Annotated in this window: 29 protein-coding genes, 2 pseudogenes and 1 riboswitch; of the genes and pseudogenes, 18 read left to right on the top strand and 13 right to left on the bottom strand. The window is 35.0% G+C overall.

Annotation, left to right across the window (positions count from 1 at the left end; genetic code table 11):
- Positions 1-76 precede the first annotated feature (76 nt).
- Entirely contained in the window at positions 77-1,099 is a 1,023-nt protein-coding gene (locus tag BCER98_RS17510; RefSeq protein WP_012095940.1) for a sensor histidine kinase, read from the bottom strand.
- 2 nt (positions 1,100-1,101) lie between these two features.
- Complete coding sequence (locus BCER98_RS17505) at positions 1,102-1,797, bottom strand: response regulator transcription factor (protein ID WP_012095939.1); 696 nt, start codon at positions 1,795-1,797, stop codon at positions 1,102-1,104.
- A gap of 200 nt (positions 1,798-1,997) precedes the next feature.
- On the opposite strand from BCER98_RS17505, the pseudogene BCER98_RS21420 reads away from it, so the two are divergent.
- Positions 1,998-2,132 (top strand): annotated as a pseudogene (locus BCER98_RS21420) (transcriptional regulator); the annotation flags it as partial.
- Positions 2,133-2,474: 342 nt separating this feature from the next.
- On the top strand, positions 2,475-3,245 hold the full coding sequence (locus BCER98_RS17500; protein ID WP_012095938.1) for an ABC transporter ATP-binding protein: 771 nt from the start codon (positions 2,475-2,477) through the stop codon (positions 3,243-3,245).
- Between the two features lie 499 nt (positions 3,246-3,744).
- On the opposite strand, the gene BCER98_RS17495 is transcribed toward BCER98_RS17500, so the two are convergent.
- Entirely contained in the window at positions 3,745-4,650 is a 906-nt protein-coding gene (locus tag BCER98_RS17495) for a diacylglycerol/lipid kinase family protein (RefSeq protein ID WP_012095937.1), read from the bottom strand.
- A gap of 67 nt (positions 4,651-4,717) precedes the next feature.
- The gene (gene hpt / locus BCER98_RS17490; RefSeq protein ID WP_012095936.1) at positions 4,718-5,248 is read right to left on the bottom strand and encodes a hypoxanthine phosphoribosyltransferase; all 531 of its coding nucleotides are present in this window, start codon (positions 5,246-5,248) and stop codon (positions 4,718-4,720) included.
- A 180-nt stretch (positions 5,249-5,428) separates the two neighbouring features.
- On the opposite strand from hpt, the gene BCER98_RS17485 reads away from it, so the two are divergent.
- Positions 5,429-5,626: a hypothetical protein gene (locus BCER98_RS17485; RefSeq protein WP_012095935.1), complete on the top strand. Its 198-nt coding sequence runs from the start codon at positions 5,429-5,431 to the stop codon at positions 5,624-5,626.
- A gap of 280 nt (positions 5,627-5,906) precedes the next feature.
- Positions 5,907-6,233 (top strand): hypothetical protein, encoded by a 327-nt coding sequence (locus BCER98_RS17480; protein WP_041810091.1) that lies wholly within the window; start codon positions 5,907-5,909, stop codon positions 6,231-6,233.
- 108 nt (positions 6,234-6,341) lie between these two features.
- Here BCER98_RS17480 and thiT read toward each other — a convergent pair whose 3' ends face one another.
- Positions 6,342-6,944, bottom strand: a complete 603-nt coding sequence (gene thiT, locus BCER98_RS17475; RefSeq protein ID WP_012095934.1) for an energy-coupled thiamine transporter ThiT — start codon at positions 6,942-6,944, stop codon at positions 6,342-6,344.
- Positions 6,945-7,032: 88 nt separating this feature from the next.
- Positions 7,033-7,134, bottom strand: a riboswitch (TPP riboswitch).
- A gap of 191 nt (positions 7,135-7,325) precedes the next feature.
- Here thiT and BCER98_RS17470 point away from each other — a divergent pair.
- Genes BCER98_RS17470 through BCER98_RS17460 form a run of 3 tightly spaced genes read left to right on the top strand, consistent with a single transcriptional unit; the run spans position 7,326 to position 9,722 of the window.
- The gene (locus tag BCER98_RS17470) at positions 7,326-7,553 is read left to right on the top strand and encodes a FeoA family protein (protein ID WP_012095933.1); all 228 of its coding nucleotides are present in this window, start codon (positions 7,326-7,328) and stop codon (positions 7,551-7,553) included.
- Entirely contained in the window at positions 7,550-9,538 is a 1,989-nt protein-coding gene (feoB, locus tag BCER98_RS17465) for a ferrous iron transport protein B (protein ID WP_012095932.1), read from the top strand. Before BCER98_RS17470 ends, feoB begins: the two co-directional genes overlap by 4 nt.
- Before the next feature lie 16 nt (positions 9,539-9,554).
- The gene (locus BCER98_RS17460) at positions 9,555-9,722 is read left to right on the top strand and encodes a FeoB-associated Cys-rich membrane protein (RefSeq protein ID WP_012095931.1); all 168 of its coding nucleotides are present in this window, start codon (positions 9,555-9,557) and stop codon (positions 9,720-9,722) included.
- A gap of 54 nt (positions 9,723-9,776) precedes the next feature.
- Here the strand turns inward: BCER98_RS17460 and BCER98_RS21415 are convergent.
- Positions 9,777-9,959 (bottom strand): annotated as a pseudogene (locus BCER98_RS21415) (lipoprotein BA_5634 family protein); the annotation flags it as partial.
- Between the two features lie 330 nt (positions 9,960-10,289).
- Between BCER98_RS21415 and BCER98_RS17455 the strand changes: the two are divergent.
- The 4 genes from BCER98_RS17455 to BCER98_RS17440 all read left to right on the top strand — a co-directional run bounded on the left by BCER98_RS17455 (position 10,290) and on the right by BCER98_RS17440 (position 12,909).
- Positions 10,290-10,955 carry a PspA/IM30 family protein gene (locus tag BCER98_RS17455; RefSeq protein WP_041810089.1) on the top strand — a complete coding sequence of 222 codons (666 nt, stop codon included), beginning with the start codon at positions 10,290-10,292 and terminating at the stop codon, positions 10,953-10,955.
- Between the two features lie 201 nt (positions 10,956-11,156).
- Positions 11,157-11,561, top strand: a complete 405-nt coding sequence (locus tag BCER98_RS17450; RefSeq protein ID WP_012095928.1) for a DUF350 domain-containing protein — start codon at positions 11,157-11,159, stop codon at positions 11,559-11,561.
- 21 nt (positions 11,562-11,582) lie between these two features.
- Positions 11,583-12,089 carry a DUF4178 domain-containing protein gene (locus BCER98_RS17445; protein ID WP_012095927.1) on the top strand — a complete coding sequence of 169 codons (507 nt, stop codon included), beginning with the start codon at positions 11,583-11,585 and terminating at the stop codon, positions 12,087-12,089.
- Positions 12,090-12,102: 13 nt separating this feature from the next.
- Complete coding sequence (locus BCER98_RS17440; protein WP_012095926.1) at positions 12,103-12,909, top strand: DUF4247 domain-containing protein; 807 nt, start codon at positions 12,103-12,105, stop codon at positions 12,907-12,909.
- Between the two features lie 139 nt (positions 12,910-13,048).
- Here BCER98_RS17440 and BCER98_RS17435 read toward each other — a convergent pair whose 3' ends face one another.
- The gene (locus tag BCER98_RS17435) at positions 13,049-14,086 is read right to left on the bottom strand and encodes a YdcF family protein (protein ID WP_012095925.1); all 1,038 of its coding nucleotides are present in this window, start codon (positions 14,084-14,086) and stop codon (positions 13,049-13,051) included.
- A gap of 885 nt (positions 14,087-14,971) precedes the next feature.
- Between BCER98_RS17435 and BCER98_RS17430 the strand changes: the two genes are divergently transcribed.
- The gene (locus BCER98_RS17430) at positions 14,972-15,763 is read left to right on the top strand and encodes an S-layer homology domain-containing protein (RefSeq protein ID WP_041810087.1); all 792 of its coding nucleotides are present in this window, start codon (positions 14,972-14,974) and stop codon (positions 15,761-15,763) included.
- A 220-nt stretch (positions 15,764-15,983) separates the two neighbouring features.
- Here BCER98_RS17430 and cydB read toward each other — a convergent pair whose 3' ends face one another.
- Both cydB and BCER98_RS17420 read right to left on the bottom strand, forming a co-directional pair.
- On the bottom strand, positions 15,984-17,012 hold the full coding sequence (gene cydB / locus BCER98_RS17425; RefSeq protein ID WP_012095923.1) for a cytochrome d ubiquinol oxidase subunit II: 1,029 nt from the start codon (positions 17,010-17,012) through the stop codon (positions 15,984-15,986).
- Positions 17,002-18,351, bottom strand: coding sequence for a cytochrome ubiquinol oxidase subunit I (locus tag BCER98_RS17420; protein WP_012095922.1), 1,350 nt, complete (start codon positions 18,349-18,351; stop codon positions 17,002-17,004). The genes cydB and BCER98_RS17420 overlap by 11 nt, the downstream gene beginning before the upstream one ends.
- A gap of 226 nt (positions 18,352-18,577) precedes the next feature.
- On the opposite strand from BCER98_RS17420, the gene BCER98_RS17415 reads away from it, so the two are divergent.
- Positions 18,578-19,141: a beta-class carbonic anhydrase gene (locus BCER98_RS17415; protein ID WP_012095921.1), complete on the top strand. Its 564-nt coding sequence runs from the start codon at positions 18,578-18,580 to the stop codon at positions 19,139-19,141.
- Between the two features lie 5 nt (positions 19,142-19,146).
- Here BCER98_RS17415 and yidD read toward each other — a convergent pair whose 3' ends face one another.
- On the bottom strand, positions 19,147-19,374 hold the full coding sequence (gene yidD / locus BCER98_RS17410) for a membrane protein insertion efficiency factor YidD (protein WP_012095920.1): 228 nt from the start codon (positions 19,372-19,374) through the stop codon (positions 19,147-19,149).
- A 130-nt stretch (positions 19,375-19,504) separates the two neighbouring features.
- Between yidD and luxS the strand changes: the two genes are divergently transcribed.
- The 5 genes from luxS (at position 19,505) to BCER98_RS17385 (ending at position 22,671) form a co-directional block, all read left to right on the top strand.
- Positions 19,505-19,978, top strand: coding sequence for an S-ribosylhomocysteine lyase LuxS (gene luxS, locus BCER98_RS17405; RefSeq protein ID WP_012095919.1), 474 nt, complete (start codon positions 19,505-19,507; stop codon positions 19,976-19,978).
- A gap of 163 nt (positions 19,979-20,141) precedes the next feature.
- Positions 20,142-20,459, top strand: a complete 318-nt coding sequence (locus BCER98_RS17400) for an HAD family hydrolase (RefSeq protein ID WP_012095918.1) — start codon at positions 20,142-20,144, stop codon at positions 20,457-20,459.
- An 84-nt stretch (positions 20,460-20,543) separates the two neighbouring features.
- Positions 20,544-21,023 carry an antimutator 8-oxo-(dGTP/GTP)ase gene (gene mutTA, locus BCER98_RS17395; RefSeq protein ID WP_012095917.1) on the top strand — a complete coding sequence of 160 codons (480 nt, stop codon included), beginning with the start codon at positions 20,544-20,546 and terminating at the stop codon, positions 21,021-21,023.
- A 137-nt stretch (positions 21,024-21,160) separates the two neighbouring features.
- Entirely contained in the window at positions 21,161-22,285 is a 1,125-nt protein-coding gene (locus BCER98_RS17390; protein WP_012095916.1) for a hypothetical protein, read from the top strand.
- Positions 22,286-22,443: 158 nt separating this feature from the next.
- Complete coding sequence (locus BCER98_RS17385; protein ID WP_012095915.1) at positions 22,444-22,671, top strand: hypothetical protein; 228 nt, start codon at positions 22,444-22,446, stop codon at positions 22,669-22,671.
- 44 nt (positions 22,672-22,715) lie between these two features.
- On the opposite strand, the gene BCER98_RS17380 is transcribed toward BCER98_RS17385, so the two are convergent.
- Genes BCER98_RS17380 through BCER98_RS17370 form a run of 3 tightly spaced genes read right to left on the bottom strand, consistent with a single transcriptional unit; the run spans position 22,716 to position 25,295 of the window.
- Positions 22,716-23,522, bottom strand: coding sequence for an ABC transporter permease (locus BCER98_RS17380; protein ID WP_012095914.1), 807 nt, complete (start codon positions 23,520-23,522; stop codon positions 22,716-22,718).
- Entirely contained in the window at positions 23,515-24,279 is a 765-nt protein-coding gene (locus BCER98_RS17375) for an ABC transporter ATP-binding protein (protein WP_012095913.1), read from the bottom strand. Before BCER98_RS17375 ends, BCER98_RS17380 begins: the two co-directional genes overlap by 8 nt.
- A gap of 11 nt (positions 24,280-24,290) precedes the next feature.
- A complete protein-coding gene (locus BCER98_RS17370; RefSeq protein WP_012095912.1) occupies positions 24,291-25,295 on the bottom strand; it encodes an ABC transporter substrate-binding protein in 1,005 nt (334 codons plus the stop codon).
- Between the last annotated feature and the right edge of the window lie 76 nt (positions 25,296-25,371).

Raw genomic sequence — 25,371 nt, 5'->3', positions numbered from 1 at the left:
ATAAAAGAACAAAAAATCTTGCTGTAAAAAGTGTATGAGAATGAATCCTCATACACTTTTGTGAAATATGCTATTGTCATGTACTTATCACCGTCTTATTTTCATCAGATACGTTATTTACAGCATGATGGAAAATAATTTTAATAGAAGTGCCTTTGCCTACTTCAGAATCGAGCGTTACGGAATGGCCTAAATAATCACAAATTTTGCTTACAATATAAAGGCCCATGCCGGTAGACTCTCCGAATGTGCGACCATTTTTTCCAGTATAAAATGGTTCGAATACTCTGCGAATATCTTCTTTTGGAATACCGACACCTTCATCGCGCACTTCTAAAACAATGTTTGTCCCATTAGAATAGGCAGATAAGAAAACTTTTTTCCCATGCTCTCCCGAATAGCGGACAGCATTTGTCATTAATTGATAAATGATGAAATTCAACCATTTCGCGTCAGAAGCAACTTTAAAATCAGAGTGCACTTCTAACACGGGGAAGACTCCATTGCGAATCAATAGCTCTTTTAATCCATTAATATTTTTCGTTACAATCTCTTTCAATGATATGGTTTCAACATGGAAGTCTTCGTGGAAGTTATTTAATCTTGCCATATATAATGCCATATCAAGTCCTTGATTTAATCTATCGAGTTCCTTTTTAAACTTAGGAATTAATTGCTCATCTTCCATTTCTAGAACCATAAGCTGCATAACAGAAACGGGAGTTTTCATTTGATGTACCCAGTGATTAATAAATAATTGATGTTCCTGTTGTTTTACTTCATACGTTTGCAATTCTTTTTGAAACAAACGATATTGTGTGCGAACAAGCTCGTTTACACTATGAGGCATAGGAGCTGTTGCTCTTTCAATAAATGCATCTTCCAGTTTATCGGGTGGTTCACTTAAACGATGATACATTCTCCGATTGCGAACATAGCGATAAGCAAGGAAGCAAATAAATAAATATAAACTTAGTACGATAAAATAAAATTTGTTATTTTGAAATCCATCGACAGCGTCATATAATATGAAAATGATACCGAAATTTAAAGCATATAGTAGAAAAAATGCAAAATGATCACGTAAAAATAACCTCATGCTTATTCACTCCAAGTTGCATTTAAGCGATATCCCAATCCGCGCACAGTTTCAATTCCATTTTGAATGCCAAGTTCATTAAACTTCTTACGAAGGCGTGTAATATTTACATTTAATGTATTTTCTTCCACGAAGCTTTCATCATCCCAAAGTGCAGCTAGTAAATCTTCACGGCTTGCTGTGCGTGGGAACTTCGCTAGAAGCATTTCTGCCAAAATGGCCTCTTTTTTTGTAAGAAGAACTTGCTCAGCTTTAAAGTGCATTTCTGGTCGTTCCGGGAATAATTTTAATCCTTCTACTTCAACGATTCGTTCAGAAATATTTGGTGCATAATCGCCATAAATCCGTCGTAATTGTCCCTTTATTTTTGCCATCACAACGTCATAGTGGAATGGTTTTGTAATGTAATCATCCGCACCGCTTTCAATTGCCATAATTTGTTCCATCTCACCTGCACGAGCAGAGATGAAAATGATAGGACAGGTTGATTCATGACGAATTTGACGACACCAGTAAAAACCATCGAATTTAGGTAAATTAACATCAAGTAAGACAAGATGTGGATTTACAGCGTTAAATGATTCTAGAATATCATCGAAATTTTCCGCAATAACAGCTTCATAACCATATTTTTGAATATGAGATTGAAGCAAAGATGAAATATTTGGATCGTCTTCAACGATTAAAACTGTATACATATGTATATTCCTCCTCCAAAAGCCATTGTAGCTATAGTGTAACATGTGTTTCTTGTCTTTTCATTATGTTGCAATAAGTGCTACTAAACAGTATAGGACAAAAGTGGAAAAAGTAAAAAGATACATGTGAATCATTTACAATTATTTATTGTTGGTTAGATATTTAGATAAATATCTAAATGTCTAATTATTGATTCGCATCACTTAAAACTGCTGAATTTATTCAAGATGAAAAAAGAGGACAATTCGTTGTTTACTCTTTAAACACGACTGTATTTCCAGATTTATTAGCGTGGGTGTTTACGTTTACGACTAAAGGGGGAGAGGGAAAATGAAAAGCTGTTTTTCCTTCTAGGGGAAGAACAGCTTTTTTACTTTTACAAAGTTTGGATTCTAGAGTAGCAGGAAGGAAATAACCGCATTTAACATTCCATGTACAATGATATAGGTGCTGTTTAATCTTACAGAAATGTAATGTTCCTGTAAGAAGAATGAATGGATGGTTCTTGATCCTTGGTGTTACAGTAGTAAAGTAGTTATTTCGCAAAGCTGTATTTCGTTTTCTTCTACTAAAAGCCCTTACATAACTGACCTCTTTTTGTAAGAAACATCGATAGTGGCAAAAGTAGAGAGTAGATAGAGTGGAAAGAAAGAATAGAAGAAACGAGGAATGATAGATGAAAACAGTGCTAGAAGCAAGAAATATAAAAAAAATATATGATACAGGTGGAAATCAATTTGAAGCGTTAAAGAGCATTCATTTGGAAGTAAAAGAAGGTGAGTTCGTTGGAATTATGGGACCATCTGGTTCCGGTAAGACGACTCTTTTAAATGTTCTTTCTACAATTGATCATGCGACGAGCGGTGAGATTTTCATTGATGGAAGTGATATTGTAAAGATGAATGATGATACATTGGCTTTATTTCGCCGCAATCATTTAGGTTTCATTTTCCAAGAGTATAATTTACTAGATTCGTTAACAGTAAAAGAGAATATTGCGTTACCACTTGCATTATCAAAGATAAAAGCAAATGAAATTGACCGACGCGTACTTGAAATTGCGAAGAAGTTTGGAATTGATCATATTTTAAATCAATTTCCTTATCAAATATCTGGCGGACAAAAGCAACGCTGCGCAGCTTCTCGTGCTATTGTTACAAATCCAAGTATGATTTTTGGAGATGAGCCAACAGGGGCGCTTGATTCAAAAGCAGCGACTGATTTATTAGAAAGTATGAAATCATTGAATGAATATGATCATGCAACAATTTTAATGGTTACACATGATGCCTTTGCGGCAAGTTATTGTAAACGTGTTATCTTCATGAAAGATGGACAATTATATAAGGAATTACACCGTGGTGAGTTAGATTGTAAACAATTTTTCCAACAAGTTGTAGATGTAATGTCTGCTATTTCTGGAGGATCGGCCCACAACATTATCTAGCGTCGCTTTTTATAACATACAGCGGAAATTTAAAGGAATGAACAAATAGGATCATTCCGTTTCGATTCAGTTGATTCATACTATTAAATATTTGGTTTATAAATGGAGAAAGACTTTGCGGGTGTGCGCAAAGTCTTTTTTACTTCTTCATAAAATCTTAAGAATTTTTGATGCTATTTTTTAAAAAATGATTGATACACTTTGGCTATATGAAATGATATTGAAACAATTGTAGAAATGGCGACGAAGTATGGAATTTATTTCGGTGGTATTATTTTTAGCATTGCTAGTATTTCGTATTTGTGTATACAGAAAAAAAGTACGGTAGTAAATAAATAGGAATGAAATGTTTAAAACTACGTATTTTGTGATATCCTTCATAATAAACTAGCTCCTTTCGTAATGTAGCTCTGATTTGGTTTGTTTTTTATAGTTATTCAGTGTAACCAAATTAACCTACGAAATTACGGGTAAGGAGCTAGTTTCGTTCATGATAACTTTATCGCACGGTATTAGAGTTATAAATCATTGTAAAATGCCCAGGTAACAATTCAATGTGGCATGGTGTGTGCAGGGCACTTTCTCCATCTGTATCCACTTCTTTTTCCTCTTTCGTTTCAATGCGAATAGATTTTGCTTGTGCATGAAAAATATCATTTTCATCAGTGTCTTCAAAGAGTTTCTTGTTAATATAATCTCTAAATGCTTGGAAACCTGTTGATCTTACAGCAAAAATATCAAGGGAACCATCATCACATTGTACATTCGGAATGAAGGAAGGAATTCCACCAAGATATTCTCCATTTCCTATCATTACTAAGACAGCTTCATCCTCGTATATTTGTCCATCATACGTAATCTTGACAGAGAAAGTATCAGCATTTTTAACGGTACGAAGTGTACTTAAATAGTAACCAATTTTCCCAAGCTTTGCTTTTTCCTCTGCGTCAATGTTATGAGATACTTCCGAAACAAGTCCAATTCCCCAAAAATTTAAGAAGTATTGGTCATTTGCTTTTGCAACATCAACTGGCTTTGTATCTCCTTTTACAATCACATTTGCTGCATGAGCAATATTTTGTGGAATGCCAAGTGTACGAGAGAAGTCATTACAAGTTCCTCCTGGAATAATGGCAAGAGTTGGTCTTATTTCAAGAGGAGCTAGTCCATTTGTACATTCAAAAACGGTTCCATCACCGCCAAAGACAATGATTAAATCAACTTCACTTGCAAATTCTCTACAATATTTTGTCGCATCTCCTTGCTCTTTTGTATGAAGGATTCGTAAGTCGGGAAAAGTGGCTGCTAGTGGCGGGACAATTTTTTCTAGATTTGTATGTAAATCACCTTGTCCTGCTTTTGGATTGACAATGAGTAGAACTTTTTCAAACTCTGTCTTATTCATTTGTATCTCTCCCTTTGCCTCTTTAGTAATAATGCATGATAGAAATACACTTTCTGGAAGTGTCAACTTACTTTTCTGTTACAACGGAAGCGATGTATGGCAAGTTACGATATTTTTCTGCGCAGTCAATACCGTATCCAACAATGAATTCATCAGGGATTTGGAATCCTACATATTCTGCTTGTAAGTCTACTTTACGACGTTCTGGCTTATCCAGTAATGTACAGAATTTCAATGTTTTTGGTTTATGCATGAAGAAGTGATCTTTTAAGAAATGAAGTGTTAAACCAGAATCAATAATATCTTCTACAACAATGACATTTTTCCCGGTAATATTGACATCGATATCTTTTAGTAATTTAACTTTCCCCGTTGTTTCCGTTTGGTTACCATAGCTAGATGCAGAGATAAAATCAATAGTTACATCGTTTTTAATATGACGAATTAAATCAGCGGCAAAGACGAAAGAACCTTTTAATACAGCAATAATAATGATTTCTTCTCCAGCAAAATCACGCTCAATTTGGCTTGCTAATTCTTTGACTTTTGCCTGTAGTGTTTCTTCGGAGATTAATGTATCTTTTATTTTAATATTCATGAGAAGCCTCCTACGTTATAAAACTTATGAACATTTCGACTGTAAAGGATAGAGAAAGAAAAGTCAAAACATGATGATGAGAAGTGAAAATTCAATATTTTTTAACAAAATCCTCCGTAAAAGGTCTGATGATATGATATAATAGTGGTAAGGAAAACGTTTTCATGAAAGGTGAGAGTCATGAAAAAGAAACAGTACACAAGTGTTACATTTATAAAAGCATTATTTCTAACAATTGTTCTTGGGTTGCTAGCTTATATAATTGATATTCCTGTGCTTCGAGTTTCGTTAATTGGAATGACTTTAATTCTTGGAGCTATTTCTCATGGAATGATGCGTCAATTATATGAAGCGGGATTAAATAATAATAAAAAATAAAGTATAATGTAAGGCCTTCATTTATAAGAGATGGAGGTTTTTTTATCCCGCTATTTTAGGGCAGCCCGATTGGTGAGGGCTCATAATTAGTGGGGGATGAAGAAAACCACTACTGATTAAAGTTTCACTTTATTTCTTACAAAAATGTAAGGTGAATTGTAAGAATAATCGATAGTTGAGTAATATTATTTCGGGTACTATAAAAAGTGTAAGGAAAGAGACAAACCCATTTTAGGTAAATGTAGTTTTAGGCATTCTATGCGAAAAGGAGTAGGAGGGAATGAAGAAACGTTGGACAAACTTTGCTTTTCTATCTACTAGTAATACTATCATACTAGATGGAGAGATGACTCTTTCTCACTTATTTGATCAATCAGATGATGAAACTTCTTCAACATTTACAATGAGATGGTGTAAATGGGGCGAACATTGTAATTTGGAAGAAGGGACCCCTAATCAAGAGCAAAGAATCATCTTTACTAACCCTATTAAAGCATGGATTGTCCAATATCAGAAGTGTAACGTCAAAAATCACTTAAAGAAAACTGAGCCAAGACAATTTTCTTCGGATACTCCTATTCTAGAATTGCATGAAAGTAACAATTAAGTACTGAGACACGAAAAGGCACTGTAGAGAAAATCTACAGTGCCTTTTCCATTCTGTTCATAAAAAAGGTTGTAGAGAATTCTTTCTCTACAACTTAAAGAATAGCGTTTAGGCGCTCTTATTTTTTGAATGAATAGGATAAGCACGAATGCTTTGGAATAAACGTGGTGACGTTGTATATAGAAGCAATAGCAATACTGTACATAATGCAAAAGAAGCAAGCATTATACTACCATTTACAATGAAAGAGTATAGAAAGGCTGATTGTCCTTTTGGTGCGTATTGTCCCCAGAAAATAATTCCCGCAATAAAATGGCAGAAATAGCGTGCAAAACTGCCGATCAATGTTCCCAAGATTATATACAAGAGAACTTTTTTTCCTTGGTTATTTGAAATGGCTTTTTGAATTGAGCGATAAAATAAGCCAGCAAATCCAATAAAAGCAAAAGCAATGAAGTATTCAATAACCGCTTGTATTGGCGTTAAAATATAGGCATCTCCGAAGACAATTTGTAATAACCCCCAAATAAGCCCTCCTAAAAAGGCCATTTTGAATCCCCAGCGATACGCAATAATAAAAATAGGGATCATAGCAAATGAAACAGAACCGCCTGTTGGGATTTTAATTGATAATGGTAAAATGTCGATGATTAAGGCGAAGGCTGCGAGAATTGCAGATTCAATCATCGCTTGTAAATTGGTGTTACGCATGTTGACATTCCCCCTAAATCCAAGTTGCACAAAAAAGAATTATGTACCATAGGGAGATATAAAATACGTAATGAAGAAGAGGAGATGTATTTTAACGTTTGCACAATCCCTACATTAGCATTAACTAACAGGTTCTAAGGGTCGGAACAAATTGTTCCCTCTCAGCCATATAGCTCCCCCTGTGATAACGAAATTCTTTATTTGTTAAATTTATTTTAATCGAAATGGATGAGAAGGGCAAATGAATCTTGTATTGCCACTATTTCAATATAAGTGTACGAAAATGTTAACAAATAGAATAGAAAAGCTATAGTGTATGATTTATACAGTATGCTATAATTTATTGAAAATAATTATCATTATCTTTTAAGGGGGGAGATTATGAGTTTGGTTGATATTCAAATAGGTGAAAAAGTATTAGTGAAAAGTATGCAGGCATTAGATAAATTGTTAAAACGGAGATTAGTTGCATTTGGTCTTTCAGAAGGAAGTGAATTGCGTGTGAAACAAAAGGCGATGTTCAAAGGGCCGTTTACACTAGAGTGCCGCGGACAATTCATTAGTATTCGTCATTGCGATGCGAAAATGATAAAGGTGGAATTAGTGTGAATAAGGTTGCTTTGTTAGGGAATCCAAATACAGGAAAAACATCGTTATTTAATGCATTAACAGGTTCTTATGAATATGTAGGAAACTGGAGCGGGGTAACGGTAGAAAAAAAGATAGGGAAATTGAAAGATAAACAAGGAACATTAATTGATCTACCAGGTGTATATGATTTAAATCCTGTTTCTCGAGATGAGGGAGTCGTTACTCACTTTTTATTAACAGAGGAATTTCATTATATGTTAAATATTGTTGATTCTTCTCAATTTGAGCGCAATATGCATTTAACATTACAGCTTTTGGAATTTGGAAAGCCTATGTCTATTGGTTTAAATATGATTGATGTGGCAAAGCAACGCGGAATTGTGATTGATGTAAAAAGATTATCAGAAATATTGGGAGTAACAGTTGTTCCTGTTGTTGCAAGAAACGGGAAAGGTTGTGATGAATTACTAGCTACTCTTCATGAAAATAATAGGAAAGAAATGAACTCATTTATTCTTTCATATGGTGAACAAGTAGAGACAGCAATAGCAAGTATCATGACACTTTTTATGAAAGAAAATTATGAGCATTTAAGATGGCTAGCGCTTCAATTTTTAAGCAATAATGAAGTGGTGGAACAAGAGGTAATGGGATTATCTATTTATCATGAATTAGTAACAATACGCTCTCAGTTAGAGAAAAAACTGGATTGTACGTTAGAAGAGCATATGTATAACACGCGTGCAACGTATATTGAAAAGTTAAAAACAAGTGTCATTCAACATAAACAGGAAGGGAAAATTCCTTTTTCAGAAAAAATAGATAAGTTGATTGCACATAAAATTTTTGGACTGCCCATCTTTTTAGCAGTCATGTTTTTCATTTTTCAGGTTACGTTTACGTGGATTGGCACACCATTATCGGATATACTTGATGAATTTTTTAGTGGACAGCTTACAGATTGGGTTACAGCTGGGTTGATTCATATAGGAGCTTCTGATTTTATTCAAGCGCTTATTACGGAAGGAATTATTGCTGGCGTTGGTGCTGTATTAGTATTTGTCCCACAAATCTTTGCTTTGTTCTTTTTTATTTCATTATTAGAGGACTCCGGATATATGGCGCGAATCGCAGTTGTGATGGATAGAATTATGGAGTTCTTTGGTTTAAACGGAAAAGCGTTTATTCCAATGATTATCGGTTTTGGTTGTAACGTTCCGGGAATTATGGCAGCAAGAACAATTGAACAAGAAAAAGAACGACTGTTAACGGTCTTCGTAACACCATTTATGTCTTGTTCAGCGCGTCTACCTGTATATGCATTATTTGCAGGAGTTTTCTTTCCTCATAGCCAGGCGACTGTTGTATTTTCTTTATACATCGCCGGTATTATACTTGCATTACTTGTTACGAAAATCATGTCCATGACGATTTTAAAAGAAGAAAAGTCTATTTTTGTTGTGGAATTGCCACCTTATCGCATGCCGCAAGCGAAAACATTATGGCTTAGCACATGGGAAAAAGGAAAAGGCTTTGTCCGTAAAGCGGGTACGTTTATTTTTGGTGGATCGGTTGTGATTTGGTTATTAAATTATGCTGGTCCATCTGGGTTTGGTGTTGATATGGGAGATAGTTTCTTAGCGATGATTGGTGGAGTCGTTGCACCGCTGTTAGCACCGCTCGGTTTTGGAACGTGGCAAGCAGCAGCATCACTGTTAACAGGGTTTTTAGCAAAAGAGGTCGTTGTTTCGACCATGGCAATTATTTATGCAGTAAAAGAAGATGCATTAGGAAATATTATGGGAGCGCACTATACAGCGTTATCAGCATATGCATTTATGTTCTTTCTTTTGTTGTACGTTCCATGCCTTGCAACAGTAGCTGTGATTCGCCGGGAAACAGGTTCGATAAAATGGACGATTTTCTCTGTTGTGTATCCACTTATTGTTGCTTATGTATTAACATTTGTCATATATCAAGTTGGGGCGTTACTCGGATTCTAGAAGGAGATGTATAATAATGATAGTCAATATTGTTATTGGTGCTGTCATTTTTGGTTATGCAGGATATACGTTATTTCGTTTTGTAAAGAGAAGTAAAAAAGGAAAATGTGCGGCATGTTCTTTAAATCAATCTTGTCAGTCGAAAACTTGTAGTCCGAATAGGAATCATACTGTGAATAAATAAAAAGCTTTGCGAAATTTGCAAAGCTTTTTTTATGTATCATTTCATTTTAACAAGCTACGCCGCGTCTACTCCATTTCTTCCTGAAAACTCTTTGCTAAGGTCTTTATCAAATTTCAGCACACCTACAGTTTTTTCTTCTCCTTTTACGGTGTCATATGCAGCATTCTCTACAATTGTAAACATATCTGCATAGCTACGGTTATTACCAATACTTGTGTTGCCTTCATATTTTTGTTTGATTCATTACAAGTACTTTCTTTCCGTCTAATGTTACAAGTTTCATTTTATATGAACGATTGATTTTTCTTGCAGTAACATGACAAATATGTAATGGAGTAACAAAAAGAAGGAGTGGGAAATTCGAACATAGGGAATTGTATACACATATTGTAATCAGAATGTAAGATTATTCTTTTTATATTTGAAAAATAAGATGTAAGGGCATGTTGGGTTTGATATAATGTACACAAGGTTATAAAAATGAATATTTTTACTGTGAAGGGAGATTTTTTAAGGCTTCTAAGTAGGGGATTTGAAATTAGATGTAAATATATAGGAGGAATTGAAATGTCTTTATTTAAGCGATTAAGGGATCTAACGATGTCAAATGTGTACGCACTCATTGAAAAAGCGGAAGATCCAGTTAAGATGACGGATCAATATTTACGTGATATGCAAGAGGATGTACAAGAAGCTGAGAAGAGTGTAGCAGCTCAAATTGCGCTTGAGAAAAAGTTTAAATTATTATTTGAAGAGCAAGAAGCACTTGTTAAAAAACGTGAAGAACAAGCGCATATGGCTGTTCAAGCAAACAATATTGATCTTGCGCGTCGCGCTTTAGAAGAGAAGCAAAGTGCAGAGCAAAAAATGAATGAATATAAAGCAAGTTATGAACAAAATAAAGCGGCTGCGGATAACCTTCGTGCTAAATTAGAAGAAATGCGCAAGCAATTAACAGAATTGAAAAATAAACGTGAAACGCTTGTTGCGCGTGTAAATGCAGCCAAAGCACAAAAAAGTATCAATCAAGCAATGTCTGGATTCGATGCTAATACTGCAAAAGCGGGGCTTAGCCGCATGGAAGAAAAAGCTCTTCAATTAGAAGCAGAAGCAGAGGCAAGCGGTGAAATTTATAAAAAAGAAAAGTCGTTAGATGAGGAATTTGCAGCTTTAAATAAAAACTCAGCTGTAGAGGACGAATTAGCGCGTATTATGAAGCAGTACGAGAAGTAATATAGAAGAAAAATCTTTCTTTTTTAGGAGAAAGAGTGTTTAGCTGTATATAGACGCAGCATTTTATGCTGTAAAAAAGTAATTTACTTTATTTGTATTTCGATACAGGGAATGAACATAGATATAAAGATAAAAGAACCGACATGACATGAAAAGTAATCATGTCGGTTTTCTTATTATGTTCTTAGAGGAGGTTTTTGTATGACGTGGATGAATGTGTTAGCGATGTTTGTCTGGACAGGAGCAAGCGCTATTCTTTTATTTACACTGATGTGGATTGATTCTATTTTTACAAAATATAATGATGTAGCAGAAATGAAAAAAGGAAATATAGCTGTGACAACACGATTTATTATGAAATTATTTGCACAAGGATATATTTTGTCGCAATCGATTACAAAATCAAATGATTTATGGCAAGCACTTTTAGCCTCAGTTGTATCATTTGTCATTTTATTAGTTGTAGAGATGTTGATTGAATTGATCTTAAGAAAAATAATGGGATTAGATTTAGAAGAAGGAACAAAGCAAGGGCATGTTTCGCACGCTTTATTAGCGGGCTCATTACATATTGTTGGAGCACTTATTTTAGCAGCTTGTCTATAACAGAAAGAGGAGGGATAAAGCATGAGTTTATTTAAGCGAATTAAAAATATAATAAAAAGTCCAGAACCTGCTAAACCAGAACGATCGTTATTAACGTTAGCTCCTGGAGATATGATTGAAGTTTCATTAATAATGTATGAATTAATTGGAAAAACAAGCATGCATTCTCGTAATGAAATTGTATTAACGTTGCAGGATGGGAAAACGATTCGTTATTTAAAAATTGAAAATCGTGAAAGTACGTATTATAAATTATATACACCGATTGACGGGCGTTTAGATTCGATAGATGAGATTCCAACAACAATTGAAATGGATGGTATCGATTATCATCTAGAAGAGCACTATAGTGGACGTGCTGTTGTCATGGGAAAAACACCGTTTGCTGTTTCAGATGAGCAATATGTATGGGAATTTCAATCCGATAATCGAAAATTACTTCGTATTGAATGGCAAGATGGACGCACAATGATGTATGAGGGAGAAGCAATTCTTTCTGCGGATGTACAAATTATAAGGGCAACATAAGGAGGCGATAATCATGTCAAACCGATTGTTTACCATGATTAAATCGCTCGGTATTGCTACTTTTGTAATTATTGGAATACTTATAGTTGCTGGCTACATATTATTGGGAGAGGGAAATGAACAGTCCATTCAAGACCGCTACCCATTAGAATCAGTTGCAAAAGATGGTAAGCAAGAATCATATGTATATAGGGCTGCAAACAAAACAGTTCCTCAGGTTGCAAAGGAATTGGTAGATGAAAAAGAGCCAAAGCAAGTGTCAAAAGAAGACGAAAATCAAATGTTTCTTGTGTATTCTGATGAGATTTATAACCTTCAAAAAGATAAAGAAAAACCATCGGATACACTGATTGAAATTAGCAATAAAGAATTTGTTCGCCAAAATTATCAACCATCTTTTTTACAAGGGTATATTGTCGGAAGTATTTTAAATGATATATTTGGTTCGTATAAATCGTCGCGTGGTGATTATCGCGGATATAATGATAGACAAAATCATAAGCCAGTTATCCCGGAAAGACCGCCTACAAAAGAGGAAAAGAAAACACCACCGCCTATTACAAAAGAGGGAAAAGGGTCGATTATTAAAAGAAGTGATAAAATTGATTCCAAACCATCTGTAGGAGATCAAGGAAGTATTACGAAAAAAGAGAATAAGAAAGTTCCACCATCTACAGGAAAGAAAGGAACAATTACAAAATCACCAGGTGGTAATAGCTCAGATGTGAAGCCCAAATCATCGATTAAAACTCCGCCAAAGAATACATCTCCCCCTAAAACACGGGTTGGTGGTGCAGGGAAAATTACGAAAAGAAGATAGTGAGAAAGGCCCAAGAAGAGTGGTATCAATTTCTTGGGCCTTTTTTGCGTGTAATTAATTATCGAGCATTTCATAGGATTACAAGCAATAAGGAAGCCAAGGCTATTCTTCTGCTTTTAAGAATAGTCTTGGCTGTATATTAATGAAATATAAAACTTAGAACAGTCAAGAATATCGCAAATCCTAAAATAACCCCTACAACTTTTATATGGCGCTTTTTCCCCATGACAACAATTGCGATATATTCACGAATCAATGCGTTTGGCCAATAATAAAAAGCCGTTTTTGAACCAATTCCTTGGCTATTTAGACCAGCTTGTTTGGCATATAAACCAGCGCGAAATAGGTGGAAGTTATTTGTTGCAAAGATGCTGTTGTAATTTCCGTCTGGTTTTAATGAATCCATAATTTGCTTTGAGAACAGCATGTTTTGGTACGTATTAACTGATCGGTTTTCTTGCACTGTATGTTCAATCGGAATTCCTTGTTCCACAGCATATTTTTGCATTGCTTCAGCTTCAGGAAGGTTTTCATCAGGTCCTTGTCCACCGGAGAAAATAATTGTAGGTGGTGAAGCAACTGCAGCTTGCTTATGATAGAAATCAATTGCTTTATGAATACGGCTTGCTAGTAGTGGTGGAACTTTATCACGAATTAACCCACTGCCGAGAACGATAATGAAATCTTGATTGTATTTTGGCCTATTAAATTGATAAAGAAGATAGGCAGTGAAGAAATTTAGAACATGTATAAAAAAGTACAAAATAATGAGCGAAATTGCGCCGAATATAGGTTGAAAATGAGAAGAAAACAAGCTTGCCGGGTCAAAAATAGCCAGTAGTATCCATAGTAAAATGAATATACCTAAAAAGAGTGTTAAACAATTAGAAAAGCGTCGTCCTTCTTTTTTCATTAATGTTTTTGCATTAAGAAATAGTCCTATTACTAATGCAATTATGCCGAAAGGTAACATCAGTATAAAAGCTAAAAAAGGCATTACAAGAATCCAATGTATGTTTTCATTATCAAATTGAAAAGCGACAATAAGACAAAAAACGAGAAATGAACAGAAAAAAGTATTAAATAAAAAGCCGTTTATTATTTTTCTTGGATCTTTTAAATAAGAATAAAGAAAAATAATGAATAAAATAAGAGGAATCATCCCAAAAATAATCAAGTAATATACACCTCATTTTTATAATCTTTGTGTTAATTGATCCGATATTTCATGGCAACCTCATTAAAGAGGAGCCATAATCAGTGCTGATGAAGAAAGTCCCACTACTGATTAAAGCTTCGCTTTATCACAAAGATTATATTACATGATGAAAAAGATAGTTCTTAGAAAAAAGAGGATTTAGAATTTTCTCAATAAATAGTATGGAATAATATGATACAATGTATTCAAAGCGATATATTAAAAGTAAAATGGTTTTGGACACTCTACGGAGTGTCTTTTCTATTTATATCGCGGAAATGATATTGCTTATCTCACTATTTTAGGGCAGTAAGACTCCCACCTCAAGATCCAAAGAGAAGCAAGGAAGATAGATGGGAGCTCATAATCAGTGGAGGATGAAGAGAAAAAACTTGGATTTGTAGAAGTGCTATAAGGCAGAATTGTTCCTGATAGGCTATTTATTAGATTCCGTGCCAACTCATTCTGGGTTAATAGGAAGGGGGACAAATAGAGAATAGAGCATCTCGATAAGAGGTGCTTTTTTCAATTTTAGATTAAGGATGCTATTCATTTTTCACTATAATAATAGGAATAAATATTTATACTAAACATTAGCAATCTTCCGTATAAATATTATCAATTTACTATATCTTCCATTAATGTTACATTGAATTTGAAAAGACTTTCTTTTTCAAATTACTACCCCTAACAAACTTTTGAAAAAGTTAGCTGTCTCCATACTTGTCATTTATGCCTTAACAAAAGAGGGATCATATGATTCCTCTTTTGTTTTTTTCGACAACATATGACAAATAACATATGTATAATTTATTATTATGTTAAAGGGATATAATAGTGCTTTTTAGTAAAGGAGACGTAGAAATGAACTTCAAAAAAATATTGATGACAGGTGCAATTGTTGCCGCAACGACATTCACATCTATTGGAAATGCACAGGCACAAATTACTTTTTCAGATCTTCCGAATCATCACTGGGCGTACAAAGCGATTATCGAATTAGCAAATAAAAATATTGTTTTTGGATATGGAGATGGAAATTTTGGATTGGGAGATGAGGTAACGCGTGAACAAGTTGCAGCTCTTATGTTCCGTCATTTCAAACCAGCGGAAAAAGAATATTATCATAACCCTTATAAAGATGTGAGCAATCATTCAACTATATTTAAAAAAGAAATTTTAGCTTTAACAGAAATGGGTATTTTTGCAGGAGACGAAAAAGGAATGTTTAGGCCCAAAGACTCGCTAACTCGTGAAGAAATGGCGCAAATTTTAACAAGGGCGTTTCAATTAGACGTAAGGTCAGAGCATACTTTTTCAGACGTAGATAGAAAATCATGGGCAAATGATGCGATTAGTGCTGTGCAGTCCAATCGTATTACTAATGGAACAGGCAATGGTATGTATGCACCAAAAATGCATGTAAGTCGTGAACAATATGTGCAGTTCTTATATAATGCGACATTACCCTTTGAAAAAAGACCAGTTGCAAATCCAGTCGTGAAACCAGAAACAAAGCCGAACCGCTTTGCGAACTGTAAAGAAGCAAACGCTGCTGGTATTTATGATATTACGAAAGAGAGCCCGTATTACGGCAAGCATTTAGACCGAGATGGTGATGGCATTGCTTGTGAACGAAAGAAAGCAGGAAAATAATAGAACCCGTACTGCACTGTTTAAGGAATTCGGTTTATTTTTGTAATCTAAATATGTAAAATTGCATAGAATTGATAAGGATTGTGTATGATATAATCATAATGAAAGCTGTTGGTAATTTTCTTTGTCATAGTTGTTAGGTTTTAACACATAACTTCTAATCGAAAATCATACGTGTAGGCAGAAAAAGACACTCTTTTTAGAGTGTCTTTTTCATATTTTAGTGATATCCTTTGGCAGAGTCTTTATGGATTTTTTCTTTAAAGATACTATAGCTCCAAAGTTGATATCCAATAACAATTGGTACCATGATTAAAGCGACGAAGAACATAATTTTTAAGTTTAATTCACTGCCAGCTGCTTTATATAGCGTTGTGCTGTATGCGTCATTAATGCGCGATGGTAACATGCGCGGGAACATGCCAATAAAGCCAGTTGCCATAAACATCGCAATTGTTAAGCAAACCGTTGTAAAGGCAAAACCAATTTTATGTTTGTATACCATAGCGATTGTTATAATGCTTAATATCATAGCAAGAGCTGGGACAATGAATAGTACGGGATATTCTGTGAAGTTTTGGAATAAGTTTGTCCGATTTGCAGTTGCTACATAGAAGATTGCTAGTAAGATAGCTGCTGTCATTGAAAATGGTTTTGCAATTTTATAAGCGCGATCTGCTACTTCTCCAGACGTTTTAATCATAACCCAAAGCGATCCAGAGACAACGAAGATTGCTGTGAAGAAAAGACCGCCTAAAATACCATAATGATTTAGTAAAGTAAATAATGTTCCTTCATAACCATCCTTACCAATTTGTAATCCATAGTATAGGTTAGCGAATGTAACACCGAATAAGAAAGCGATAAGAAAACTACCGATGGTAAAAGCCCATTTACAAGCGCTTTGCCAAACTGGTGAATCATCTTTATGCATAAATTCAAGCCCTGCTGCACGAGCGAAAAGAGCAAGTAATACTAAAAATAACGGTGTATATAAGTAGCTAAACATATTTGCATAAGTGATTGGAAAGGCAGCGAAAGTAGCTCCCCCGGCTGTAATTAACCAAACTTCATTGCCACCCCAGAAAGGGCCGATTGCTTCTTGCATTTGGTTGCGTTCTTTTCGATCTTTTGTAACGAAAGGGAAGATCATGCCGTTTCCAAGTGCATAGCCATCGAGAATAAAGTAAACAGTCCAAATCACGCCCCATAAACCGAACCAAATCACTGCAAGCATATCATGAGACATGAGCTGCACCTCCCTTAGTAACAGGTTCTTCTAACGCAGCTGGCCCTTTCTTAGCAAATTTCAACATCAAGTATACATCGGCAATTAAAAGTAATGTATAGAATAAAACTAAGCTAAGAAGTGAGAACCAAATTTGTGGTACAGAAATTGGAGAAACAGCTTCGGCTGTTCGCATTAATTTATATACTGTCCACGGTTGACGGCCTGCTTCGGCAACAATCCATCCAGCATTAATTGCAACATATGGAAGTAAAACAGACCACATTGTAATCTTTAAGAATCGTTTTGAGTTTTCTAATTTTCCTTTTCGGTTTAAATAGAAACCAAACCAAGTTAATGCCATGAAGAATATGCCAAGTGCAACCATTAAGCGGAAGCTATAGTAAACAAGGTTTACGTTAGGACGATCTTCTTTTGGAATATCTTTCAGGCCAACAATTTCCCCATCAAATGAATTTGTATAGAAGAAGCTTCCAAGTTTTGGGATTGTGAATAATTCAAAATTCTTTTCATTTTCTACATCAGGAATTTGAATGATAGAGAATCCTTGTCCTTTTCCAGTCTCCCAAACCGCTTCCATTGCTGCACCTTTTGCAGGTTGCATTTTTGCCGCATAAACACCGGATTGATGACCGATGAAAGGTGTTGCAGTTGCTGCAAATAAACCTAAAATAAGTCCAAATTTAAATGATTTTTTAAAGAAGTCTACATCGTTTTTACGTAATAAATGATATGCGCTAATTGCCATAACAAAGAAAGAACCAACGATATAACAACCAACAACTGTATGGAAGAACATATGCCATGCATATGGATTTGTAACGAGAGCCCAGAAATTATCTAATTCAGCACGACCATTGCGTACTACATAACCAACAGGGTTTTGCATAAAACCGTTTGCTGTGATAATCCAAAGTGCAGAAATATTTGTTCCAAGTGCAACCATCCACATACAGAAAGCACGGAATTTTGGTGATATTTTATCTTTACCAAATAACCAAATTCCCATAAAAGTAGATTCTAAGAAGAAAGCAACAAGTGCTTCAATTGCAAGTGGTGATCCAAATATGTCGCCCATGTACTTAGAATACTCGGACCAGTTTGTTCCAAATTGGAATTCCATTGTAATCCCAGTTATAATCCCCATTACGAAATTTATCGTAAATAGCTTACCCCAGAAATTTGCCATTTTACGATATGTTGGGTTTAATGTACGTGCATACTGTGTTTCCATACACGCTACTAAAATAACAAGTCCGATTGTCAATGGTACAAATAAGAAATGATAAAAGACTGTAATTGCAAATTGAAAACGACTCAGTAACAAAACGTCGGACATAATAAGAGTTCACTCCTTTTTAAACATTATCTACATTTAGTTTATAGTGAAAACATGAGAAAAATAGGGAAGAGTTGTTACAAAGCTGTGTGTATATTTTGAAAGAATTATGTCGATTATCTGAAAAAATCTTATTTTTAATATAAGACGATATTCTTTTTGTGTTTTTTAGATTTTGGTAAACTAAATATGTAGTTTAAATGAGAGAAAAGAGGGGCTTTTTACTATGAAGTCATTAGAAGAGATTTTGAGGTACAATGAAAAATTTGTAGAAGAGAAAAAATATGAGGAGTATGAGGCAGGGAAGTTTCCAAATAAAAAAATGGTCATTGTCTCTTGCATGGATACTCGTCTTGTTGAATTATTACCAAAAGCAATGAATATGCGAAATGGTGATGTGAAAATTATTAAAGTAGCAGGGGCTGTTATTTCTCATCCATTTGGAAGTATTATGCGTAGTATTTTAGTTGCTGTATATGAACTTGGTGCTGACGAAGTATGTATTATTGGTCATCATGATTGTGGTATGGCAAAAATTCAAGCAAGCAGTACAATTGAAAAAATGAAAGAGCGCGGTGTATCAGAAGAGAGATTAGATGCACTTCGTTATTCTGGAATTGATTTAGAAAAATTCTTACAAGGTTTCTCAAGTGTAGAAGAAAGTGTAGAACATAGCGTATCAGTTCTTCGTAATCATCCGTTACTTCCAACAGAAGTACCTGTCCATGGTCTTGTTATTCACCCTGACACGGGGAAATTAGATTTAGTTGTGAACGGCTATGAAGCTTAAAAATTTCATTTGTCATCCTTTTTGTCTGGGACGGGATCAAATCCTCCGGGATGAAAAGGGTGACATTTTAATATACGCTTTAGTGTGAGCCAAAAACCTTTGAGAGCACCGTGTGTTTGAAATGCCTCTAAACCATAATGAGAGCAAGTCGGATAAAAGCGGCATGTAGGTGGTGTCATCGGCGAGATGAATTTTTGATAAAAACGTATAATACCAATAAAAATCTGTTTCATAACGGTCTCCTTTTCAGCATATTCTTCTAGTATTATAGCACGGACCATACTTAATACTTTACTAATTCGGATTTCCGTTATATCATATTGGATATAACGGAATTAAAAATAAAAGCGGGAGAGATGATTTATGCCATCAGTAGAAAGCTTTGAATTAGATCATACAATTGTAAAGGCTCCTTATGTAAGACATTGTGGTGTTCATCAAGTAGGTAGCGACGGTATTGTAAATAAGTTTGATATCCGTTTTTGCCAACCAAATAAACAAGCGATGAAACCAGATGTGATTCATACGTTAGAACATCTATTAGCGTTTAACTTACGTAAATATATCGATCGTTATCCACATTTTGATATTATCGACATTTCACCAATGGGTTGCCAAACAGGATATTATCTTGTTGTAAGTGGTACACCGACAGTTCGTGAAATCATTGATTTATTAGAACTAACGTTAAAAGATGCAGTTCAAATAACAGAAATCCCAGCTGCCAATGAAACGCAATGTGGGCAAGCGAAACTTCATGATTTAGAAGGAGCAAAACGCTTGATGAATTTCTGGTTAAGCCAAGATAAAGACGATCTTGAAAAAGTATTTGGTTAAAATGAAAGGAAGCTGCCTGTGAAAGGCAGCTTCTTTCTTTAGTATACGAGGTTCCTCATATCCCTTCTTTTCTTTATTTTATTATGAAACAAAGAGTGCTTTTACATAATTTTGTAATTGTTGAAAACAATAGAAAATAAAAAGAGAGAAAGAAGGGCGCTATATGGAGAATAGAAAAACATACTATATATCAGTTGGAAATGGACAAATTTCGCAAGTGAAAACAGCGGATACATATAGCTTTGAAATTCGAGCAACGGATGAGGAAATTATCCAGCTCCGAGAATACTTTGACCAAGCGTATCGCGAAGACCTTGGATCATTTGTACGTTCTCATGTCCCGTTCGTTGAGTATCATCATGACTCGAATAATGATCGATATGATGCAGAACTACAAAAGGCATATAAGATGATTTATGATTTAGGGAGTCATGAAACGAAAGAATTAGTCGCACAAATGGGAATAATCAATGGATTATAGTTGGATAACATTATGCAGGAAAGCGAGAATATGCTACAATTTGTGGTAGGAAAAACTTGTAACCATCAATAGGGGAGTAATGGCATGTACACATTTAAAGATTATTACCACAACACTGTACAATTATCGTTTGAACGTTATCCATTTTCTCCTGAGCCAAAGCATGTTTGGGTTGTATGCCGGTACAGGGATCAATGGTTATTAACGCATCATTTGCGCCGTGGTCTTGAATTTCCAGGTGGAAAAGTAGAAATGGGAGAGACACCGGAAGAAGCGGCAGTTAGGGAAGTTCATGAAGAAACCGGCGGGATTGTTTCTGATTTAACTTACTTAGGGCAATACAAAGTGTCAGGAAAAGATAAAATTATTATTAAAAATATTTATTTCGCAACCATTAGTGCGGTGGAAGAACATACGCATTATGAAGAAACAAAAGGATCTGTGTTATTAAAAGAAATTCCTGATAACATTAAACATGATAGAAAATTTAGTTTTATTATGCGCGATGATGTATTAGCGCGTACGATGAAGCATATAGAAGAACTCGGCTGTTTTATAAAGTAAAGTGGCCGAGTTCTTTTATCATACGGGATTGTTCAAACTCACCTCAAAATAAATCTCTCTTTCTTTAAAAATAAGTATCGCATATTTTAGAAAGAATGCGTATGATATTTTTGTAGAATCGAATGATGGAGGTTTTTATGGGGAAGTTTTATAGTAAGTTTGTAGGCTTTATTATAGCAATGGGACTACTGATAGCGGGATGCAGTAAAGAAGTAGAGGTTGCCGAAACGAAAGAAATATGTCATACAGAAGAAGAATGTACGAGAATTGGAGATCGGATGGTTGAGAAAGTATACAAAAAGATGGAAAGTCTATCTCAATTGGAAGAGCCAACAGACTATGTAAAGGAATCGAAAGAAATAGAAAAGAAAGATGTACAGTTAGATAGCATGAGGGGAACTGAAAAGAAGCAAGATGATGAAAACTATTTCTTTTTAGCATCTTATTACATAGATGAAGAGGAAATTATCGATCCATATTTTGAAAAACTAGATAAAAAGCGTTTCAATAAAGCATTTGCTGATGATCAGGAAGCAAAGAATGAGATTATGGAACAACATGAAGATAGCGATTATCATGAAATGCTGTGGGATATGTATCGTACATTAATTCCTTCTAAATATCGAAAGAACATTGTAGAGTTTGATATTGTGACAGATGGATATGAAGGGATTGTTGCTCACGTTGCTCCTAGTATGGACGATCCGAAAGATTGGGTGTTAAGTTTAGATACACTTGATTCAGGCGTCAATATAGACGAAGTAATGAAAACATTAATTCATGAGACAGCCCATGTATTGACACTTAATGATAGACAAATCCCAGTGAATGAAAAGTATATAAAGTCATTTGAAGAAGGTAAAGATATTTCATCCTATCAAAACAAATGCAAAACTCTTTTCTTACAAGAAGGATGTGTGAAGAAAGGTTCGTATATTCATACATTTTATGATTCGTTTTGGAAACCGATTGAACGAGAATGGAAAGAGAAGCAGATTGAGACAAATGAAGAAGCACGAATTACATTTTTTGAAGAGAAACATGATCAATTTGTTTCAGAATACGGAACGACGAATGTCGCTGAGGATATAGCAGATACATTTACAGCATTCATTTTACAAGATTCAAAGAAGGTGAAAGAAGGAACAGAACTGAAGTATCAAAAAATTGCATTCTTCTATCAATTCCCTGAACTTGTGAAAATGAGAGCAGAAGTATTATCTGGACTATATGAAATTTCGAAGGGAGTAAAAGAAGCGTAAGTGATCCAAGCAGCCAAAATAGTGGTTGCTTTTTTTTATGAGGAAAAAGGAATAAAAGGTTTACGGTCGAATAAATATAAAATTGACACAAAATTGACACATTTTAAATATACATACTATAGAGATAATATATTATTCTCAAGGAGGTAGTAGAGCGGATGAAAACGGTTCTTGCAATTGCTGGTCTCATTTGGGTAATGTCTCATAGTATTCCGATTTTTGAAGGTGAACAAATTCGTACAGCATTAAATAAACATTTTAGTGAGTATCGTATGATTGATCGACAATATAACGTTGTAAAAGTACGTGTGAAAGATTGTTTTCATACGGTTACAGTTGAAGGAAATATGGTGGTGAAGGATACAAAAGTATGCGATTCAAAATAAATGATATATGTAGAAAGAAGCTGAGCCCATCATATAGTTTGGGATCAGCTTCTTTTACGTTTTCCAATTATTAATTTTTCGAAGCCTTCTACAAACACATACATGAGAGTAGCAAGAACGCATGTTAATAATACGCTAAGCAGTATGAGTGTAAAGTTAAAGACTTGAAAACCGTAGCTAATTAAATATCCTAGACCTTGTTTTGAAACGAGAAGTTCTCCAAAAATAACCCCAACCCATGATAATCCAACATTTACTTTTAGTGTTGAAATAATAGTTGGGAAAGAAGCGGGTAAAATCACTTGTTGATATGTTTGCCATTTATTTGCGCCAAATGTATGCATTACTTTTATATAATTTGCATCGACTTCTTGAAAGGCACTATAAATAACGAGAATAGTAATAATGATGGAAATAATGACTCCCATCGCAATAGAAGACGTAATATTTGGACCAAAAATAACGATGATAATTGGACCAAGTGCTACTTTGGGCATTGCATTTAGGACGACAAGGTATGGGTCAAGGACACGGGCTACAAGAGGAATCCACCAAAGAATCGTCGCAATAATGGTACCGAGTACAGTGCCGAGAATAAAGCCAACGCCTGTTTCAAGAAGTGTCGTCCAAATATGGGCCCAAAGAGAGCCATCGATCCATTTATTCAGAAATAACTCCCAAATATTTGAAGGGGAACTAAATAGTAAAGGGTCAATCCACTCTTGGTTACTAGCAATTTCCCATAAGACAAAGAAAAGACTTAAAATACATAGCTGTAAAATGTGAGTAATCCATGTGCGTGTTCGTTCTTTTTTTCGAAACTGTTCATGTAGTTGTTTTATATTATCCAAGGCGTTCCAGCTCCTTCCATATATCTTGAAAAAGGGCTGGGAAATCGGGATGACGTCTTGCTTCTAATGGTGATAAAGAACGAATGTTTTTGGGAATATGAAAGGTTCTTGCAACTTTGCCAGGCTTTGCTTGAAGTAAATAAATTTTATCGCTCATCGCAATAGCTTCTTCAATATCATGTGTAACGAGAAGGGATGTCTTCTTATACGTTGGGAGTAAAGAAAAAACAAGTTCTTCTAGTTTTAATTTTGTTTGATAATCAAGTGCGGAAAATGGTTCATCTAGCAAAAGAATTTTCGGATTTGTTGCGAGCGTTCGAACGAGCGCAGCACGTTGGCGCATGCCGCCTGATAGCTCACTTGGGGACTGTTTTTCGACTCCATCTAATCCAACTTGCTTTAAAAGTTGCAATGCATGCTTTTTTGTCTCCTCTTTATAGGTGTTTGTAATACGCAAACCAAGCATAATATTTTCTTCAATCGTTTTCCATGGGAATAAATAGTCTTGCTGGAGCATGTAACCCATGGAATCTGTTGATTTTGTCACAGGTTCTCCTTCTAAAAAGACGAGGCCGTCAGTTGGCTTTAAAAGGCCAGCAATAATGGATAGAAGAGTTGTCTTTCCACAGCCACTTGGTCCAAGAATGGAAATAAATTCTCCTTCTTTTACGTGTAAGTTCATACATTCCAGAACAAGCTTTGCATGATCTTTGGCAAAAAAACAGTGAGAAACATTAGATATTTGTAAGAAACTCATTGAATTCGCCTCTATTTCTTAATAACGCTCTTAGCAATATTTGTATTCACAAGCGCTTGATGTGGAACTTCTTTTTGTAATTCGCCAGCTTCTTTCATGATTGCTTGTAGCTGTACCCATTCTTTTTCATCTAATAAAGGATCCGTTGCATAAGAATGTTGTTTTTTATAGCGCTCAATGACTTTTACGGTAATATCTTTTGAAGTGTCTTGAAAAAGAGGAGTAACAACATCGGCTATTTCTTCAGGTGTATGTGTATCAACCCATTGTTGCGCTTTATATAAGGCACGTGTAAACTTTTCGGCTGCGGCTTTCTCTTTCTTCAAAAAGCTTTGCTTTGCCATAAATGTTGTGTAAGGAACAGTTCCTGATTCAGCTCCAAAAGAAGCGACGATATATCCTTTTCCTTCTTTTTCAAAAATGCTTGCTGTTGGTTCAAAAAGTTGAACAAATTCCCCTGTACCAGATGCAAAAGCATTTGCGATATTTGCAAACTCAATATTTTGAATAAGATTCGTGTCTTTATGCGGATCGATGCCGTTCTTCTTTAAAACGTATTCTCCGACCATTTGTGGCATACCGCCTTTCCGTTGCCCTAGGAAAGTGACACCTTTTACATCATTCCAATTAAAAGAATCTAACTTTTTACGTGATACTAAAAAAGTCCCATCAGTTTGTGTAAGCTGAGCAAAGTTAATAATCGGATCTTTAGCTCCTTGCTGGTGAACATAAATGGATGTTTCAGACCCGACAAGTGCAATATCAATTCCGCCAGATAATAAGGCGGTCATCGTTTTATCGCCACCTGCTGTTGTTTGTAAATCAATATCTAGCCCTTCCTCTTTAAAAAAACCTTTTTCCATACCGACATATAACGGTGTATAAAAAAGAGAATGTGTTACTTCGCCAATTCTAATTTTGTGCGTTTGTTGGTTCGTATTTTCCGTTTTACTGCAGGCGACAAGCGTTACAACAGTAAGGACAAATATACAGAAAACCGCTAACAATTTTTTCAATAAAAAAACACCTCCTAGAAATCAATCTACTGTCATGATATGTAGGTAAGTGCCTAGATGTGAGTGATATAGGAGG

The sequence above is a fragment of the Bacillus cytotoxicus NVH 391-98 genome, from assembly GCF_000017425.1.
Lineage (GTDB): Bacteria > Bacillota > Bacilli > Bacillales > Bacillaceae_G > Bacillus_A > Bacillus_A cytotoxicus.
This window is presented reverse-complemented; position numbering and strand designations above follow the sequence as displayed.